16 protein-coding genes are annotated in these 14205 nt (G+C 34.4%); 11 read left to right on the top strand and 5 right to left on the bottom strand.

Annotation, left to right across the window (positions count from 1 at the left end):
• Position 1 precedes the first annotated feature (1 nt).
• The 4 genes from BQ5367_RS04085 to BQ5367_RS04100 all read left to right on the top strand — a co-directional run bounded on the left by BQ5367_RS04085 (position 2) and on the right by BQ5367_RS04100 (position 3207).
• Positions 2-673, top strand: a complete 672-nt coding sequence (locus BQ5367_RS04085; RefSeq protein WP_071441269.1) for a uracil-DNA glycosylase — start codon at positions 2-4, stop codon at positions 671-673.
• Entirely contained in the window at positions 670-1905 is a 1236-nt protein-coding gene (locus BQ5367_RS04090) for a bifunctional folylpolyglutamate synthase/dihydrofolate synthase (RefSeq protein ID WP_083383152.1), read from the top strand. The genes BQ5367_RS04085 and BQ5367_RS04090 overlap by 4 nt, the downstream gene beginning before the upstream one ends.
• An 89-nt stretch (positions 1906-1994) precedes the next feature.
• The gene (locus tag BQ5367_RS04095; RefSeq protein ID WP_071441270.1) at positions 1995-2570 is read left to right on the top strand and encodes a PduL/EutD family phosphate acyltransferase; all 576 of its coding nucleotides are present in this window, start codon (positions 1995-1997) and stop codon (positions 2568-2570) included.
• Between the two features lie 205 nt (positions 2571-2775).
• Positions 2776-3207 carry a hypothetical protein gene (locus BQ5367_RS04100; protein WP_071441271.1) on the top strand — a complete coding sequence of 144 codons (432 nt, stop codon included), beginning with the start codon at positions 2776-2778 and terminating at the stop codon, positions 3205-3207.
• Between the two features lie 191 nt (positions 3208-3398).
• Here the strand turns inward: BQ5367_RS04100 and BQ5367_RS04105 are convergent, their stop codons facing one another.
• Positions 3399-3608, bottom strand: a complete 210-nt coding sequence (locus BQ5367_RS04105) for a hypothetical protein (RefSeq protein WP_071441272.1) — start codon at positions 3606-3608, stop codon at positions 3399-3401.
• An 18-nt stretch (positions 3609-3626) separates the two neighbouring features.
• Positions 3627-4259, bottom strand: coding sequence for a hypothetical protein (locus tag BQ5367_RS04110; protein WP_074021991.1), 633 nt, complete (start codon positions 4257-4259; stop codon positions 3627-3629).
• Between the two features lie 307 nt (positions 4260-4566).
• On the opposite strand from BQ5367_RS04110, the gene BQ5367_RS04115 reads away from it, so the two are divergent.
• Positions 4567-5823: an IS110 family RNA-guided transposase gene (locus BQ5367_RS04115; RefSeq protein ID WP_083383153.1), complete on the top strand. Its 1257-nt coding sequence runs from the start codon at positions 4567-4569 to the stop codon at positions 5821-5823.
• Between the two features lie 695 nt (positions 5824-6518).
• On the opposite strand, the gene BQ5367_RS04120 is transcribed toward BQ5367_RS04115, so the two are convergent.
• The 3 genes from BQ5367_RS04120 to BQ5367_RS04130 all read right to left on the bottom strand — a co-directional run bounded on the left by BQ5367_RS04120 (position 6519) and on the right by BQ5367_RS04130 (position 8125).
• Positions 6519-6767, bottom strand: a complete 249-nt coding sequence (locus BQ5367_RS04120) for a hypothetical protein (protein ID WP_071441273.1) — start codon at positions 6765-6767, stop codon at positions 6519-6521.
• Positions 6768-6887: 120 nt separating this feature from the next.
• A complete protein-coding gene (locus tag BQ5367_RS04125) occupies positions 6888-7859 on the bottom strand; it encodes an IS3 family transposase (protein ID WP_083383154.1) in 972 nt (323 codons plus the stop codon).
• Positions 7823-8125, bottom strand: coding sequence for a transposase (locus BQ5367_RS04130; protein WP_071440699.1), 303 nt, complete (start codon positions 8123-8125; stop codon positions 7823-7825). The genes BQ5367_RS04125 and BQ5367_RS04130 overlap by 37 nt, the downstream gene beginning before the upstream one ends.
• A 154-nt stretch (positions 8126-8279) precedes the next feature.
• On the opposite strand from BQ5367_RS04130, the gene BQ5367_RS04135 reads away from it, so the two are divergent.
• From BQ5367_RS04135 to BQ5367_RS04155, 6 genes are all read left to right on the top strand, one after another.
• The gene (locus BQ5367_RS04135) at positions 8280-8981 is read left to right on the top strand and encodes an IS1634 family transposase (RefSeq protein ID WP_071441275.1); all 702 of its coding nucleotides are present in this window, start codon (positions 8280-8282) and stop codon (positions 8979-8981) included.
• Positions 8982-9188: 207 nt separating this feature from the next.
• Positions 9189-10316 (top strand): glucose-1-phosphate adenylyltransferase, encoded by a 1128-nt coding sequence (locus tag BQ5367_RS04140; RefSeq protein ID WP_071441276.1) that lies wholly within the window; start codon positions 9189-9191, stop codon positions 10314-10316.
• 5 nt (positions 10317-10321) lie between these two features.
• Complete coding sequence (gene glgD, locus BQ5367_RS04145; RefSeq protein WP_071441277.1) at positions 10322-11437, top strand: glucose-1-phosphate adenylyltransferase subunit GlgD; 1116 nt, start codon at positions 10322-10324, stop codon at positions 11435-11437.
• Complete coding sequence (gene glgA, locus BQ5367_RS04150) at positions 11437-12879, top strand: glycogen synthase GlgA (RefSeq protein WP_071441278.1); 1443 nt, start codon at positions 11437-11439, stop codon at positions 12877-12879. Before glgD ends, glgA begins: the two co-directional genes overlap by 1 nt.
• Positions 12880-13065: 186 nt before the next feature.
• A complete protein-coding gene (locus BQ5367_RS13890) occupies positions 13066-13188 on the top strand; it encodes a hypothetical protein (RefSeq protein WP_268874431.1) in 123 nt (40 codons plus the stop codon).
• Between the two features lie 219 nt (positions 13189-13407).
• On the top strand, positions 13408-13656 hold the full coding sequence (locus tag BQ5367_RS04155) for a hypothetical protein (RefSeq protein ID WP_071441279.1): 249 nt from the start codon (positions 13408-13410) through the stop codon (positions 13654-13656).
• Positions 13657-14205: the final 549 nt, after the last annotated feature.

The raw sequence follows: 14205 nt of genomic DNA on the forward strand, positions 1-14205 counted from the left end.
TATGGTACATATTGGAAATGATTGGGATCAATTATTAAAAGATGAATTTGAAAAAGATTATTATCAGCAGTTAAGACGTTTTTTAGCGTATGAATATAAGCATTATAAGATACATCCGGATATGTATGATATTTTTAATGCGCTAAAATATACGAGCTATCAGGATGTGCGAGTTGTCTTATTGGGACAAGATCCATATCATGGACCAAATCAGGCACATGGTCTTTGTTTTTCTGTAAAGAAAGGGGTCATGCCGCCACCTTCTTTAAAGAATATTTTTAAAGAATTACAGGATGATGTAGGTTGTACGATACCTAGTCATGGGGAACTTGTGAAATGGGCAAAAGAGGGTGTTTTGATGTTGAACACGGTATTGACGGTACGAGAAGGACATGCCAATTCTCATGCCAATAAGGGATGGGAAATATTAACGGATCGCATTATTTCCATTTTAAATGATCGAAGTGAACCTATTGTTTTCTTGTTGTGGGGAAGAAATGCTCAGAATAAGAGCGCTATGATTACAAATCCTCATCATTTAATATTAAAGTGTGCCCACCCTTCACCATTGTCCGCCTATAATGGTTTTTTTGGATGTCGTCATTTTTCTAAGACAAATCAGTTTTTGAAGCAGCATGGTTATGCACCGATTGATTGGCAGATTGATGAATGATGTGGAAGAATGTAGAAGAAGCCATAGCGGCCATTGAAAAGCGTCGCCATCATCATTCAGGCCTTGAGCTTTTTAAAAAGGCGATGAGCGAGCTGCATGATCCGCAAGACCAGCTTCAAAGCATCCATGTAGGCGGTACGAATGGAAAAGGAAGCACGGTAAATTATTTACGCAGTATCTTACAAAAAGCAGGATATAAAGTTGGTACCTTTACTTCACCTTATCTGATTAGTCATCATGATCGGATCCGTATCAATGATCTTAGTATTAGTGATGAAAAACTTTTATTTTATATTAATGAAACAGAACCTTTGTGGACAAAATATGAATTAAGCATGTTTGAGATTGATATGTTGATCGCTTCTTTGTATTTTAGGGATGAAAAGGTAGATGTTGCGATTTTTGAGGTGGGCATGGGTGGACGTTTAGATGCCACCAATGTTCTTCGAAAACCTTTGGTATCTGTGATTACGAATATTGGTATGGATCATATGATGTATCTGGGAGATACTTATGAAAAGATTGCTTATGAAAAAGCAGGTATCATCAAGGATGGAGTAGATTGCATCAGTGCCAGTGACAGAGAAGACTGTTTGAATGTATTTGAACATGAAACAAAAAGACATCATTCTCATCTTATAAGAATTGCTTCTATTGAGCATATATATGTAGATGATCATTTACATTTTGAATATCAAAAACAAAGCTATAAATTAAATACAAAAGCTCTTTATCAGTGTTTAAATGCAGCACTGGCAATTGAAACGATTCATTATCTAAATGAAAAAAAGAAGTTTGATATTAGGGAAGATATCATCAAAGATGGTTTATTTCATACAAATTGGGCAGGACGTTTTGAAGTGATGCGAGCAGAACCACTGATCATCATTGATGGAGCACATAATTTAGACGGCATACAAGCACTTGTTTCTTCTTTACAGAACTATGACAATATTCATTTTGTTTTTAGTTGTCTGAAAGATAAAGAAGGAGAAAAGATGATAAAAGAATTAATGTGTATCAGTCATGATATCGTACTTTGTGACTTTGAAAATGAACGTTCAGATGAAGCTCAACGTTTAGCTCAGCCTTTTTCTTTAAAGGTAATTAAAGATTATCGAGAAGCAATTGATGATGGAATGAAAAAAGATGGAGTCTTGGTCATCTGTGGATCCCTTTATTTTATTTCACTTGCTCGCAGTTATCTAAGTAAAAAATTAAATAATAAATAAGATGAAAGTTTAGATTTTGCTTTCATTTTATTATTGAAAAAGTAAAATGAAACTTCTATAATGTAGATGTTAAGTAAGGAGATTATGTTATGTCAAAAGAAAAAGTTTTAGTAGAAGTGAGTGCTCGTCATGCTCATTTGTCAGACGCTGACTTAGAAACATTATTTGGAAAGGGGTATAAATTAACTCCTAAAAAAGATCTTTCACAGCCAGGACAGTTTGCCTGTGAAGAAAAAGTAACGATCAAAGGAACTCGTGGTGAGTTAAAGTTAAGTGTTTTAGGACCTACTCGTAAGGCAACACAGATTGAACTTTCACTGACAGATGCAAGAAGCGTAGGGGTAAAGGCAATGATTCGTGAATCAGGAGATATTGCTGGTACGAATGGTATTGTTGTTGCAGGTCCATGTGGTGAAATTGAAATTAAAGAAGGCGTGATTGCTGCGAAACGTCATATTCATATGACACCAAAAGATGCTGAGTACTATGGTGTAACAAACGGTCAAATCGTGAGTGTTAAAGTAGAAACAGATGGCAGAACAACAACTTTTGGTGATACAGTAGTACGTGTATCTGACTCATATGCACTTGCGATGCATATTGATACAGATGAAGCAAATGCTGCTGCTGTTAGCGGTACAGCAATGGGAGAAATTATTATTTAATAAAAAAACGAAAAAGGACTAGGTTACTTTTGTTAATTGCACAAAAGTTTCCTAGTCTTTTTTTGACGTACTAATAAAGCGCGCTTTAAAATGGCGTGTGGTTGTGGCTGTTTCAGGTTTAAGTTTTGGTGTGTTTCATAAAAAAGCTCCTTTGTGCTATGAGTTCTTTGCCTGGATCTCATAAAACACAAAGGAGGGCTTTGCCATGTTTCATTTTATCACAGAAAATGAAATCGGGGATCTTGAAGCAGTATCCCTTCCTTCGGAAACCCGGCTCCACATTACCTTTTTTCCCACGTTTCCGTCCTGCCCTTATTGCGGCAGAACCTTTTCTGGTAAAAATCCCTTTACTTTTTTTATCTTCAAAAACTCTATCTTTCTTCTTGACAGAGTCATGAAACAGCTTAGGAATCTCAATGACACTTATCTCATGATCGCTCAGTCGAACCATATTTCTGTAACGCAGGTTCAGCAATGCCCTGTCGGAAAACATCAACGGACAGCTGCAGACTTATATTACCATTTTCAAAGGGATTTTCAGCTTCACACGCTCACTGAATCCAAAAGGTATACTCTTCCATCAAAGAAACGCATCATTCTGACAAAGGTGAAGGAAAATCAAGAACAGAACTTATAATTTTCCATTAAATCTATATTCAGATCTCGGTATATCACAAAAGAGATGTCAGACCTATGAAAATCATTTTCACCTCTGACATCTCTTCTTTTTCATGCTTCTGAAACACACCCTATCTTAATGATGCATTTCACTTACTCACATGCTATTTTAAATTACCCCTTTATTTTCATCTTATTTTTTAATCTCTATTATTTTTTTTCTGATTCCTTCAGCATTTTATCCAAAATAATATATACAACTGTTAATGCAGTGCTCATTGAAAAACCAGTGATCAGTAAACCAATATGAGTTGCACTAATTAGATTTGCTTCTGTAAACAAATTGATATTTTGATTAAATAAGATGATACATAAAAGATATATGATAGCAAGAATGATTCTTTTAGTATTTGTAGTCATTTTTTCTCTCCAAAATGATTAGTGTCCCCAGCGTAGAGTATCTTCAATGCAAGTATATTTATAATGATTTGTGGAATAAGAAACAGTAAAATTAATAGTTGCATATCCTCCTACACCAATAGAAACACCACCAGTATATGTTGTAGTACCATTATTATACCAATCACCATTAACGATAAAAAAGATGTTGTTAATATCAGATAATTTGTACCAAAATGTACCACCAAACTGCTTGCTTATACCATTATATCCTCTATTAATATAAGCGTATTCAATATAACGGATTCCTGCCATTGTACTTGCTTCGCTAGTTTGACAATAAAAGTTAACTGTCGGTTTATATACGGATGTAACTTCGATGGATTTTGATAAAGTCCGATATGTTGCTGCCATAGGAGTTGCTATACTTAAAGAATTAACACTATAAGATGGATTTTGAAGAAGTATTTTAATTGCTTCATCTTTTGCAATTCCAGTATCTTCAGCAATACAATCTGCCATTTCATCAAAAGTCATTACTTCAGAAACTTTTGTTTCATTATCATCCAAAGAAACTTCGTTTGAATTTTCAGAATTAGCAGCCAATGCATGAAAAGAGCTCATACATACAACGATTAATAATGCAATAAAACAACTAATTGCTTTTTTCATAATTTCCTCCATTTCCCCTCGCCTAAAGTCGCGAGGACACAAATATTTCATCAATAAATCTCACACGCCACATTTTTCGTGTTACCATATAAGAGAGGTGGTACACTACAGAGCACGCGGAGGAGAGCAGGAATTCTACTCAATTGAATATCCTGTATACCTGTATAATTATAAGTTGCCGTCATCATCTCAAGCACAAATAAGTAGGACTTTGAGCCTGGACACTTATGATTGTTCAATCAACTGTTGTCGATTCGCTTTGATGACAGTCAATGCTACTTCTCCTTTTGTATGAAAGGGTTTTTTTATGGCAATGAAAATCGTTCGGTTCAACTGTTGTGGTATGGATGTTCACAAAGACGTAATTGTCGCTACTGTTGGAATTACCGATAGAAAGACCAACATTACGGAATACTTTCAACAATCCTTTTCCACTTTAAACTCGGATCTATATCGTTTAAAAGACTGGCTGAAATCTTATCATTGTTCTGAAGCCTGTATGGAATCTGCCGGCAAATACTGGATCCCTATTTTTAACATTCTTGAAGATGAGATCAATGTTTATTTAAATCATCCCAAATATGTCAAAGCCATCAAAGGCAAGAAAACAGATAAGAAAGATTCCAAATGGATCTGTGATCTCTTCAAACACGACTTGATCAAATTCTCGTTCATCCCTCCAAAAGAGATTCGAGAACTGCAAGAGATCGCGCGCTACCGATACAAGCTGGTCTGCATGCGTACTTCAGAACAAAATCGTTATCAGAACTGTATGACTGTTTCCAATATCGGTTTAGCTTCTGTTGTCTCTGATCCTTTTAGCAAGACCGCTTCCAACATCATGGAAGAAGTCATGAAGGCCAATGTGATTGACGATGACAAGATACTAAAGCTCATCCACAAAAACTGTAAGAACAAAGATAAGATATTAGACTCTCTTCATGGCTATCGCATCGAATCGGATCAACGATTCAAGCTAGAGAAATCTCTGGATCATATGGAATGTTTAGATCAGCTCATCGATTCATGCGAAGCGGAATTGATCAAACGTGCCTATCCTTTGCGCGATTCTTTCCAACACATCACACAAATTAAAGGGATCAGTGCTCTATCGGCCATTCTTGTCGTCTCTGAAATAGGAATTGATATGTCGCAGTTTGAATCCGATAAACAGCTTGTCTGTTGGGTCGGGTTTTCTCCTGCCAACAACGAAAGTGCCGGCATGAAAAAGTCGGTTCGTATCTCAAAAGCTGGACAATATCTCAAGCCACTGCTTGCCCGGTGTGCTTTATCGACCATCAAAGATAAGACATCTTATTTTGAAAGGAAATATTCCAATATCAAGAAACGCCGTGGTCATAAGAAAGCAATCATTGCGATTGCACGCATGATGTTGGTCAGCATTTATCATATGATCCTTACAGGAGAAGAATTTAATCCATGTGACTATGAATCCTTTATGAATCCAAAAGCAAATGACAGCCATTCACTAACAGTTGAAAAAACATTAAACTTTTTGAAACAATCTGGTATTGATATTTTTTCTATTTCAGTCAACTTATAAAGTTTTTTTGATATTTTTTTCCTACTTGTTTTTAAGTCGTTTATTTTTCGTATTTTTATTCACACTTCTCCTTCCATAGAAATCAAAGCAGTTATTATTCTTAATTTATATATTGTAATGATTATAGAGAATTATAGAGAAAAAAATGATCCTGCTTTGATTATAATATTATTATATCATTTAATATATACGATTTATGTATATAAGAAAAATAGAGTGTGATCTATAAAAATCTGTGTTTCTTTGTAATTAAAGCCCAAACTAAGGCATTCTCAAATCCACATACGTCATTATACTGTCACTTAGTATGTTTAGACAGTACCACTTTTGCTACTTAGCATATTATTATTTTAATCTCTCATTGGTCTTTCCTCTGCTAGACGATCTTTCTTTAGATTTGTACCTCTATAGCACATTTGCTTTTAGTTTCCTCGTAACGGTAGTCATCCTATACAGGAAACGAATATTATCAATTTTAATACATTTCTCATAAGAAAACCCCATTTCATTGCTATCTTCATCTATATAATACCTAAAATATAACTAAAATAAAGTCTATTTTTAATATGGTTTATATGATATAATATTTAATATCCCGTTTTCGACAGTTTTAAAGAAGCAGAAAGGCCCTAAGTCCTATATTTAAAAGGGATTTGGGGCCTTGAATGTATTTTAAAATGTTGTATATAAAGTCTTTACCCGATCAATTTATCCAGGGTCGTTTTTAAATAATACTGGTGATCCAGCTTCAGCGGATAGATTTTCATGATGGCCTGCAATGTTCTGGAATCTGTATAAAGCGATTTATATATGAATCCGTCAAAGTCTGTGACATTCATATTCTTCAATGTTTCTATGATCTGTCTTGTCGTAAAGTGTGTCCCGTTTCTGTCAAGCTGTACTTCCAGCAGACGGTAGATCAGCAGGGCTGTATAACAGAGCATGAAGTGAGCGATAATTCTCTCTTTCAGACGGTGATAATAGGGCCTGCTTACAAAATCGTTTTTTGTTATCCTGAAGCATTCCTCTATCCTGTACCTTTTGGAACTGATATTGGTACTATGTCAAGAAAAAGTACCAGTTAAATTGATAGTTTTGTAATTTTGTAGTGATTGTATTTGACGATTGTAATATTCTTTTTCATATGAATCTGGACTCATGTATTGACAATGTCCATGTATTCTCACTGTGTTGTAAAATGTTTCTATGTATTCAAACACTAATCTCTTCGCTTGTTCATAATCCCATATTTTATATCTGTTTATCCACTCCCTTTTCAATAATGAATGAAATGATTCTATGCATGCATTGTCCCATGGTGTCCCTTTTTTTGAATAACTTCTCTTTAAATCTTTAGTTAATTCTCTGTATTCCTCACATGTAAACTGTATGCCGCAATCACTATGTATGACCAGTGGATGATTCACATTTCGCCGCTTCTTGGCTCTTTTAATGACTTCCAAAACTGATGAGGCTTTCATGTCCTTTGTAAGCACCCATGCTATGATCTTTCTTGAATACAGATCCATGATGCTCGTTAAATAGACAAAACCATCTGTATATGTCCATATATACGTGATGTCTGTACACCATGCTGCATCCGGCTTTTCAGGATTGAAATCCCTTTTGAGGATATTCTTGAGTTTGCTGCTGAAATCTTTTGATATCGTTGTTTTTGTTTTGGGCTTGATGTAGCACGCTTTTATGCCCATTTCATGCATATAATTGGTTACTGTCTTCTGTGATATTTTTAGTCCTTTTTGTCGGAGAATATATGTTATTTTTGGTGCTCCATAGACTTCCTTGCTTGTTTCATAAATTCCCCTGATCATCTTCTTGATTTTCTCCTTATTGCTCTGTTGCTTTGATTTCTTTCGATGGAGCCAGCTGGTCAAGCCACTTCGTGATATGCCGATAATCCTACATACTGACCTTATTGAAATGCCTCTTATTCCTATATTTTGTTCAACATATTCCTTTACTGCCTGATAGATGGCAGCTACTGGCTGTTGAGAATGTTCATAGCTTTTTTTAATATTTCAACAGCATCCTTAAGGTCTCTGTTTTCTTTTTTCAGACGTGCAATTTCCTTAGCTTCATCACTCGAAAAATTGCCAGAGCCCCTAAAAACATTCGATTTATCATCGGTTGAAGCATATTCATTCACCCATCTGTAAAGAGAACTTGTAGATATTCCAAGATTTGATGCCACCTCTTCACAGGTTAAATCAGGATGTTCTTCTTTGTATTTGACTGCATTTATTTTAAATTCTTTATCAATGACTTTCTTTTTACTGCTCATAGTATTCAAAACCTCTTTTCAATTTTATAAACAATATCTGTATATCTTTCTCGCAATAAAGATAGTCTTTTCTTTATTAAAAATCAAGATTGATCTTTGGAGAATTTCTCAGTTTAACTGGCCCTAAATTAATACTAGCACTAAACTGTACGGGATGACAGTAGAGAAGGATTTATTCAATACAGGAAAAAAAGAATATGTGCATGTATATTATAATGGAATAGAAGCGGAGAAAGAAAAGATTACGATCAATAACAGATTCAATAAGATGGATGAGGAGTTAGAGAAGAAGAAAGAGAAAAAGATAAAGAAAGCAGAAGATGTGAAAAGCTATGAGAAATATTATCGATTGGGATTTGATGAGAATGGATACTTCATGAATTATCAAAGAAAAGATAACGAAATCATGAAGCTGATAAATAAAGCGGGATATTTTGCGATAGTGACGTCAAAAAAGATGAGTGCAGAAGAAGCGCTGGAAACATATCGGGATAGGGATGCGGTGGAAAAGATATTCAGGATGGAAAAGACATATTTAGGGAATGATGTATTCAGAGTACATTCGGAAGAGAAACTTGAAAGCAAAGTGTTCGTATCATTCATAGCATTGATTATCAGGAATGAGATTTATCAGTCATTAAAGGAATTGTATAAAACGAATAGAAAAGAGTACACAGTACCGAAAGTATTGAAAGATTATGAACGGCTGGGAGTAACTAAATTAGCGGATGAGAAATATCATATAAGATATCGACTGACAAATAAGCAAAAGAAGATATTAAAGGCACTGGGAGCAACAGAAGAAGAATACAGGAAGTTTGTAAATGAACAAATGGATATGTTAGTTAATAATTAACATATCCATTTTATATAGATGTATAATTTTTTGAGAAGTTGACGTTAAATACAGGATGGTGATAAAAAAATAATAGAATTATTGTAAGCAGGAGCTTAAAAACAGGTAAAAACTGGTAAGCGTTTTCATTTTTTTACTCAAAGTAGTAGATATTTTGTGAAAAAGTATTTATAATAGAGATATAGAAATACCAGGGGGTTATAATTTATGAAACAACAAATGTTGGCAATGATTCTTGCTGGTGGACGTGGTACACGTCTGGAAGCATTGACAAAAAAAGTTGCAAAACCAGCAGTTCATTTTGGTGGAAAATATCGCATTATTGATTTTCCACTCAGTAACTGCGCCAATTCTGGAATCAATATCGTAGGTGTATTGACCCAGTATGAATCTATTCAATTGAATTCTTATGTTGCTGGAGGCGGACATTGGGGCCTAGATGCGAAGGATAGCGGTGTTTTTGTATTACCGCCTCGTGAAAAAGCAGATACAGAGTTTAATGTATATCGAGGAACAGCTGATGCAATCACCCAGAATATTGATTTTATTGATTCTTATGATCCGGAGTATGTGCTGATTCTTTCTGGAGATCACATTTACAAGATGAATTACGCTAAGATGCTTGCTCATCATAAGGAGAATAATGCAGACTGTACAATTGCAGTATTGCCGGTTCCTATGAAAGAAGCAAGTCGTTTTGGTATCATGAATACGGATGAGAATGGTCAGATTATTGAATTTGAAGAAAAGCCAAAGGAACCAAAGAGCAATTTGGCTTCTATGGGTATTTATATATTTAACTGGAAATTGCTTCGAAAATTATTGAATGATGATGATAAAAATCCAGATTCTCATCATGATTTTGGAAAAGATATTATACCGACGATGTTAAATGATGGTAAACGTTTATGGTCATGGCGCTTTGAAGGTTATTGGAAAGATGTTGGAACGATTTCTTCATTATGGGAAGCTAATATGGATCTGTTGTATCGGTCTAAAGAGTTAGATCTTCAAGATCAAAGCTGGAAAATTTATACGCAGGATAAGAGTGCAGTTCCGCAGTATGTGGGCGATCATGGAGATATTATCAATTCATTTATTGATCAAGGCTGCGTAATCGATGGTAAAGTGGATGGCTCAGTAGTATCTACAAATGTAAAAATCGGTAAGGACGCTCTTGTAAAGGACTCTGTAGTGCTTCCAGACTGTCAAATTGGTGAAGGTGCTGTATTGCATCGTGTTATAGTCGCAAATGGTATTAAGATAGCGCCAAATGCAGTCGTTGGCGATCCAAACAGCGAACTAATTGAATTGGTTTCCAAGAATGTGAGGTAATAAATATGTGTAATGCACTTGGTATTGTTAATTTTCCGGGATCGAATGTCCGGGTAAAAGGGATGCATGATTATCGTCCTATTGCAGCATTTTCATTTTTAGGACGGTATCGTATGATTGACTTTCCTTTGTCAAATATGACAAATTCAGAAATTGAAGAAATTCAGATTTATTTGAAAAATCGTCCTCGTTCTGTATTTTCACATGTAGGTACTGGACGTCATTACAATATTAATTCAAAGCGTGGCGGTATAAGTATTTTATATGGTGAAAATTCTCCGGAATCAGAGTTCTACAATACTGATATAGCTAGTTTTAAAGCGAATATGCGAACAATTGCGAAATCAACAAAGGATTATGTTGTAATTGCTCCTAGTTATATGTTGTATTCGATGAATTATGATACCTTATTGAAAAAACATCTTGAAAGTGGAGCAGATATCACGGTTGTTTATAAGTCAGTAGATGATGCAAAGACACGTTTTATAGATTGTGATACATTAAATTTAAATAAACAGAAAGGTATTTTGTCTTTTGGAAAAAATCGTGGTAACTATAAGACCCGTAATATTTCTATGGAAACCTATGTATTATCTAAAAATTTATTTATGCAGTTAGTAGATGATGCATTAAAGGAAAGTTCGCTTTATTGGTTTACAGATATCTTAAATGAGAAATGTGAAGAATTAGATATTCGTGGATATCAGTATCGTGGTTTTTTGGTAGCTATCACAGATCTAACAAGTTATTATGAAGCTAATATGGAGCTGATTGATCCAGAAGTAGCTGTTGAGCTATTTAAAGAAGATTGGCCGATTTATACACGTACTAATGATTCTGCACCAACAAAATATACAGAAAATGCGAAAGTACGCCGTTGTGTGATTTCTAATGGATGTATGATTGATGGTGAAGTAGAAAATTCAATCATTGGACGAGGCTGCGTCGTAAAAAAGGGTGCAGTAGTCAAGAATGCTGTTATTTGTCCAAACACAGTTATTGGTGAAGACGTTTATTTAAATAATATCGTTGTAGATAAAGAAGCAAATATTTCACGAGTAAAGAATGTACAAGGTGTCTGTGGATCACCGGCATATGTAAGAAAGGGAGACCGTATTTAATGGAAAGAATTTTAATGGTTGCTGCCGAAGGATTGCCTTTTATTAAAAGCGGAGGCTTGGCAGATGTGATTGGGTCATTACCAAATGAGTTTAAAGCTCGTGGATATGATGTTAGAGTAGTCATGCCTTTATATAAAAAAATTGCTATTAACTGGCATGATAAGTTTACTTATTTGAGAACTTATACTGTAAATATTAATTATGAAGAAACACAGGTAAATCTTTTCTATTATATCTATCATGATGTTACTTATTATTTTATTGAACATCAGGGATATTTTGAAAGAGAAGCTATGTATGGGTATGATGATGATGGTGAAAGATTTGCATTTTTCCAGAAAGCGGTTTTGGAAATGTTGAATCAGATTGATTATTTTCCTGAAATCATGCATTGTCATGATTGGCACACAGGTATGATTGCAGCTATGTGCAAGGAAAATTTTAATCACGATTATCGCTATCGTGGCATCAAGCATGTATATACAATTCATAATCTCGCTTACCAAGGCAATTTTGGTGCAGATATGCTGGAATCCTGTCTAGGGTTAGGCAATTATGTGTTTGATAATGGTAATGTTAGATTTGATGGCGGTATCAGCTTTATGAAAGCAGGTATTGTATATTCTGATAAAATCACGACTGTTTCACCAAGTTATGCACAAGAAATTAAGACAACACAGTTTGGTGAGAGAATGGATGCAGTACTAAGATTCAGAGAAGCTGATTTGTGTGGTGTCGTCAATGGTATCGACACGAATATGTGGAATCCTGAAACTGATTCCTTGATTACCAAAAACTATACATTTAAGACTTATAAAAAAGGAAAAGCTGAAAATAAGAAGGCTTTGCAGGAAAAACTGGGACTCAATGTTGATGAAAATGTCATGATGATTTCCCTGGTTTCAAGATTGACATGGCAGAAAGGTATCTATTTGATCATTGAACAGTTGTTTAATATCTGTAACCAGCCAATTCAATTAGTGATACTGGGAAGTGGTGAAGCAGGACTTGAAGAAAAGCTTAGAGAAGCTGAATGGGGAAATAGAGGTAAGGTTTGTTTCTATTGTGGCTATAATGAAGCCTTATCGCATGAAATCTATGCTGCCAGCGATCTCTTCCTGATGCCTTCACTGTTTGAGCCATGTGGTATTTCACAGCTTATCTCCATGCGTTATGGAACATTGCCGCTTGTAAGAGAAACGGGTGGATTAAGAGATACGGTACAACCTTATAATCAATATACACAAGAAGGCTGTGGATTTAGTTTTGCTAACTACAATTCCAATGATATGATGCATGTATTGTGGGAAGCCATCGATCTTTACTATAATAATTCAGCTGCATGGAAAGGTATTGTGAAGAATGCCATGGAAAAAGATGTTTCATGGGCTCAAAGCGCAGAATTCTATTTAGGTATCTATAGAGAACTCTGTGGTGAATAGTTAAGAAAAGCACTGGTGACAGTGCTTTTTTAGAAAGGGGATTTCATGTACCAAATTTATAGTGAAAACGAAAAAAAGAAATTAGGACAGTTCTTTAGTTATTTAAGAATAAAAAAATGACGCAAGCGTCATTTTTTTATAAAGCCCTTACAAAGTGTGGTAAAATATAAATGGAAGGATAAGAATATGAAAAAATTATTACTTATTTTACTGGCAGCATTTGTATTAGGAGCTGGATTTATTTATAAGTCTACTCCATACCAAAATCAATCAATATGTCCGGGACCCTTGTGTGGTAATGGAGAATGATTCAAAATAGTAATTTGATTACTATAAATGAAAAGGTGGTGTTAGTAAAATGAAAAAGTATTATGAAAGGGAAGATAGACTTATCTTGAGTATATAATGAATTAAAATATCATTATTTAATTTTATCTAATGAAAATCTACAATATATTCTATTTTTACAATTATTTAAACCTATGAATATTTTTATTCGTTTTGCGTAAATAAGAAATGGAGGAAATTATGAAAAAGAAATGGCTGATCGTAATCAATAAAAAAACATATTTGTTTTTATTGAGTATTCCGATAGCGTTGATATACATCGTGTATGATGCAGTAAATACCTTTGCAGTGAATGATCCGGATATAGGGAGTTTTATATCAAGGATAGGAATTGTATTGCTTTTGGTTCTGATATGTATTATCTTCTTCGTCAAATTTAATACCTATTCTCATTGGATGAATCCAAATCATCCTAAACCAAAAGATTAAATCTGCAAAGATATTGTGATGAGATTAGAAAGCAGCACAGATTGATTGTCTGTGTTGCTTATACTATCTTTATTGAAGTACATAGACGTGCAAAGAGTTGTAAAACCTATTGGTATATATAGTGAATTGAAGGTTGTCATGATATATAATGATTGAATCGGATACACAGGTAAGATTGAATGTGTATTTATTTGATTTGAATCAGTGTAAATGAAATTTGATTATGTCAATGGTATTATGTGGATTTAATAGATAGTCCTGCAGTTGTATATACAATAGTGCTGGGAGAATAACAAGAAGTTATTGGATAATACAATAAAGATTTGAGGTGAAAAAATGAATGTGTTCAAGCGGATCTTATTATCAATATATTAAAGAAGAAGTATTGTAAAGATAGTTATGGATCGTAAACATTTTTAGAAAAGAGTGCCTTAAAAGGCATTTTTATTTTATTAGGTTACTTTTTGTAAAGCACTTACATAATGTGGTAAAATATAGGTGGAGGATAAGAAAATGAAAAAACATTATGAAAGGGAAAGTAGACTTATC

The organism is Traorella massiliensis (assembly GCF_900104665.1).
In the GTDB taxonomy this organism is placed as follows: Bacteria; Bacillota_I; Bacilli_A; order Erysipelotrichales; family Erysipelotrichaceae; genus Traorella; species Traorella massiliensis.

Bases quoted from the DNA above. Each gene is read 5' to 3' on its own strand.
- BQ5367_RS04085 (WP_071441269.1), top strand. From the start codon at position 2: ATGGTACATATTGGAAATGATTGGGATCAATTATTAAAAGATGAATTT.
- BQ5367_RS04090 (WP_083383152.1), top strand. From the start codon at position 670: ATGATGTGGAAGAATGTAGAAGAAGCCATAGCGGCCATTGAAAAGCGT.
- BQ5367_RS04095 (WP_071441270.1), top strand. From the start codon at position 1,995: ATGTCAAAAGAAAAAGTTTTAGTAGAAGTGAGTGCTCGTCATGCTCAT.
- BQ5367_RS04100 (WP_071441271.1), top strand. From the start codon at position 2,776: ATGTTTCATTTTATCACAGAAAATGAAATCGGGGATCTTGAAGCAGTA.
- BQ5367_RS04105 (WP_071441272.1), bottom strand. From the start codon at position 3,608: ATGACTACAAATACTAAAAGAATCATTCTTGCTATCATATATCTTTTA.
- BQ5367_RS04110 (WP_074021991.1), bottom strand. From the start codon at position 4,259: ATGAAAAAAGCAATTAGTTGTTTTATTGCATTATTAATCGTTGTATGT.
- BQ5367_RS04115 (WP_083383153.1), top strand. From the start codon at position 4,567: ATGGCAATGAAAATCGTTCGGTTCAACTGTTGTGGTATGGATGTTCAC.
- BQ5367_RS04120 (WP_071441273.1), bottom strand. From the start codon at position 6,767: ATGCTCTGTTATACAGCCCTGCTGATCTACCGTCTGCTGGAAGTACAG.
- BQ5367_RS04130 (WP_071440699.1), bottom strand. From the start codon at position 8,125: ATGAGCAGTAAAAAGAAAGTCATTGATAAAGAATTTAAAATAAATGCA.
- BQ5367_RS04135 (WP_071441275.1), top strand. From the start codon at position 8,280: ATGACAGTAGAGAAGGATTTATTCAATACAGGAAAAAAAGAATATGTG.
- BQ5367_RS04140 (WP_071441276.1), top strand. From the start codon at position 9,189: ATGAAACAACAAATGTTGGCAATGATTCTTGCTGGTGGACGTGGTACA.
- glgD (WP_071441277.1), top strand. From the start codon at position 10,322: ATGTGTAATGCACTTGGTATTGTTAATTTTCCGGGATCGAATGTCCGG.
- glgA (WP_071441278.1), top strand. From the start codon at position 11,437: ATGGAAAGAATTTTAATGGTTGCTGCCGAAGGATTGCCTTTTATTAAA.
- BQ5367_RS13890 (WP_268874431.1), top strand. From the start codon at position 13,066: ATGAAAAAATTATTACTTATTTTACTGGCAGCATTTGTATTAGGAGCT.
- BQ5367_RS04155 (WP_071441279.1), top strand. From the start codon at position 13,408: ATGAAAAAGAAATGGCTGATCGTAATCAATAAAAAAACATATTTGTTT.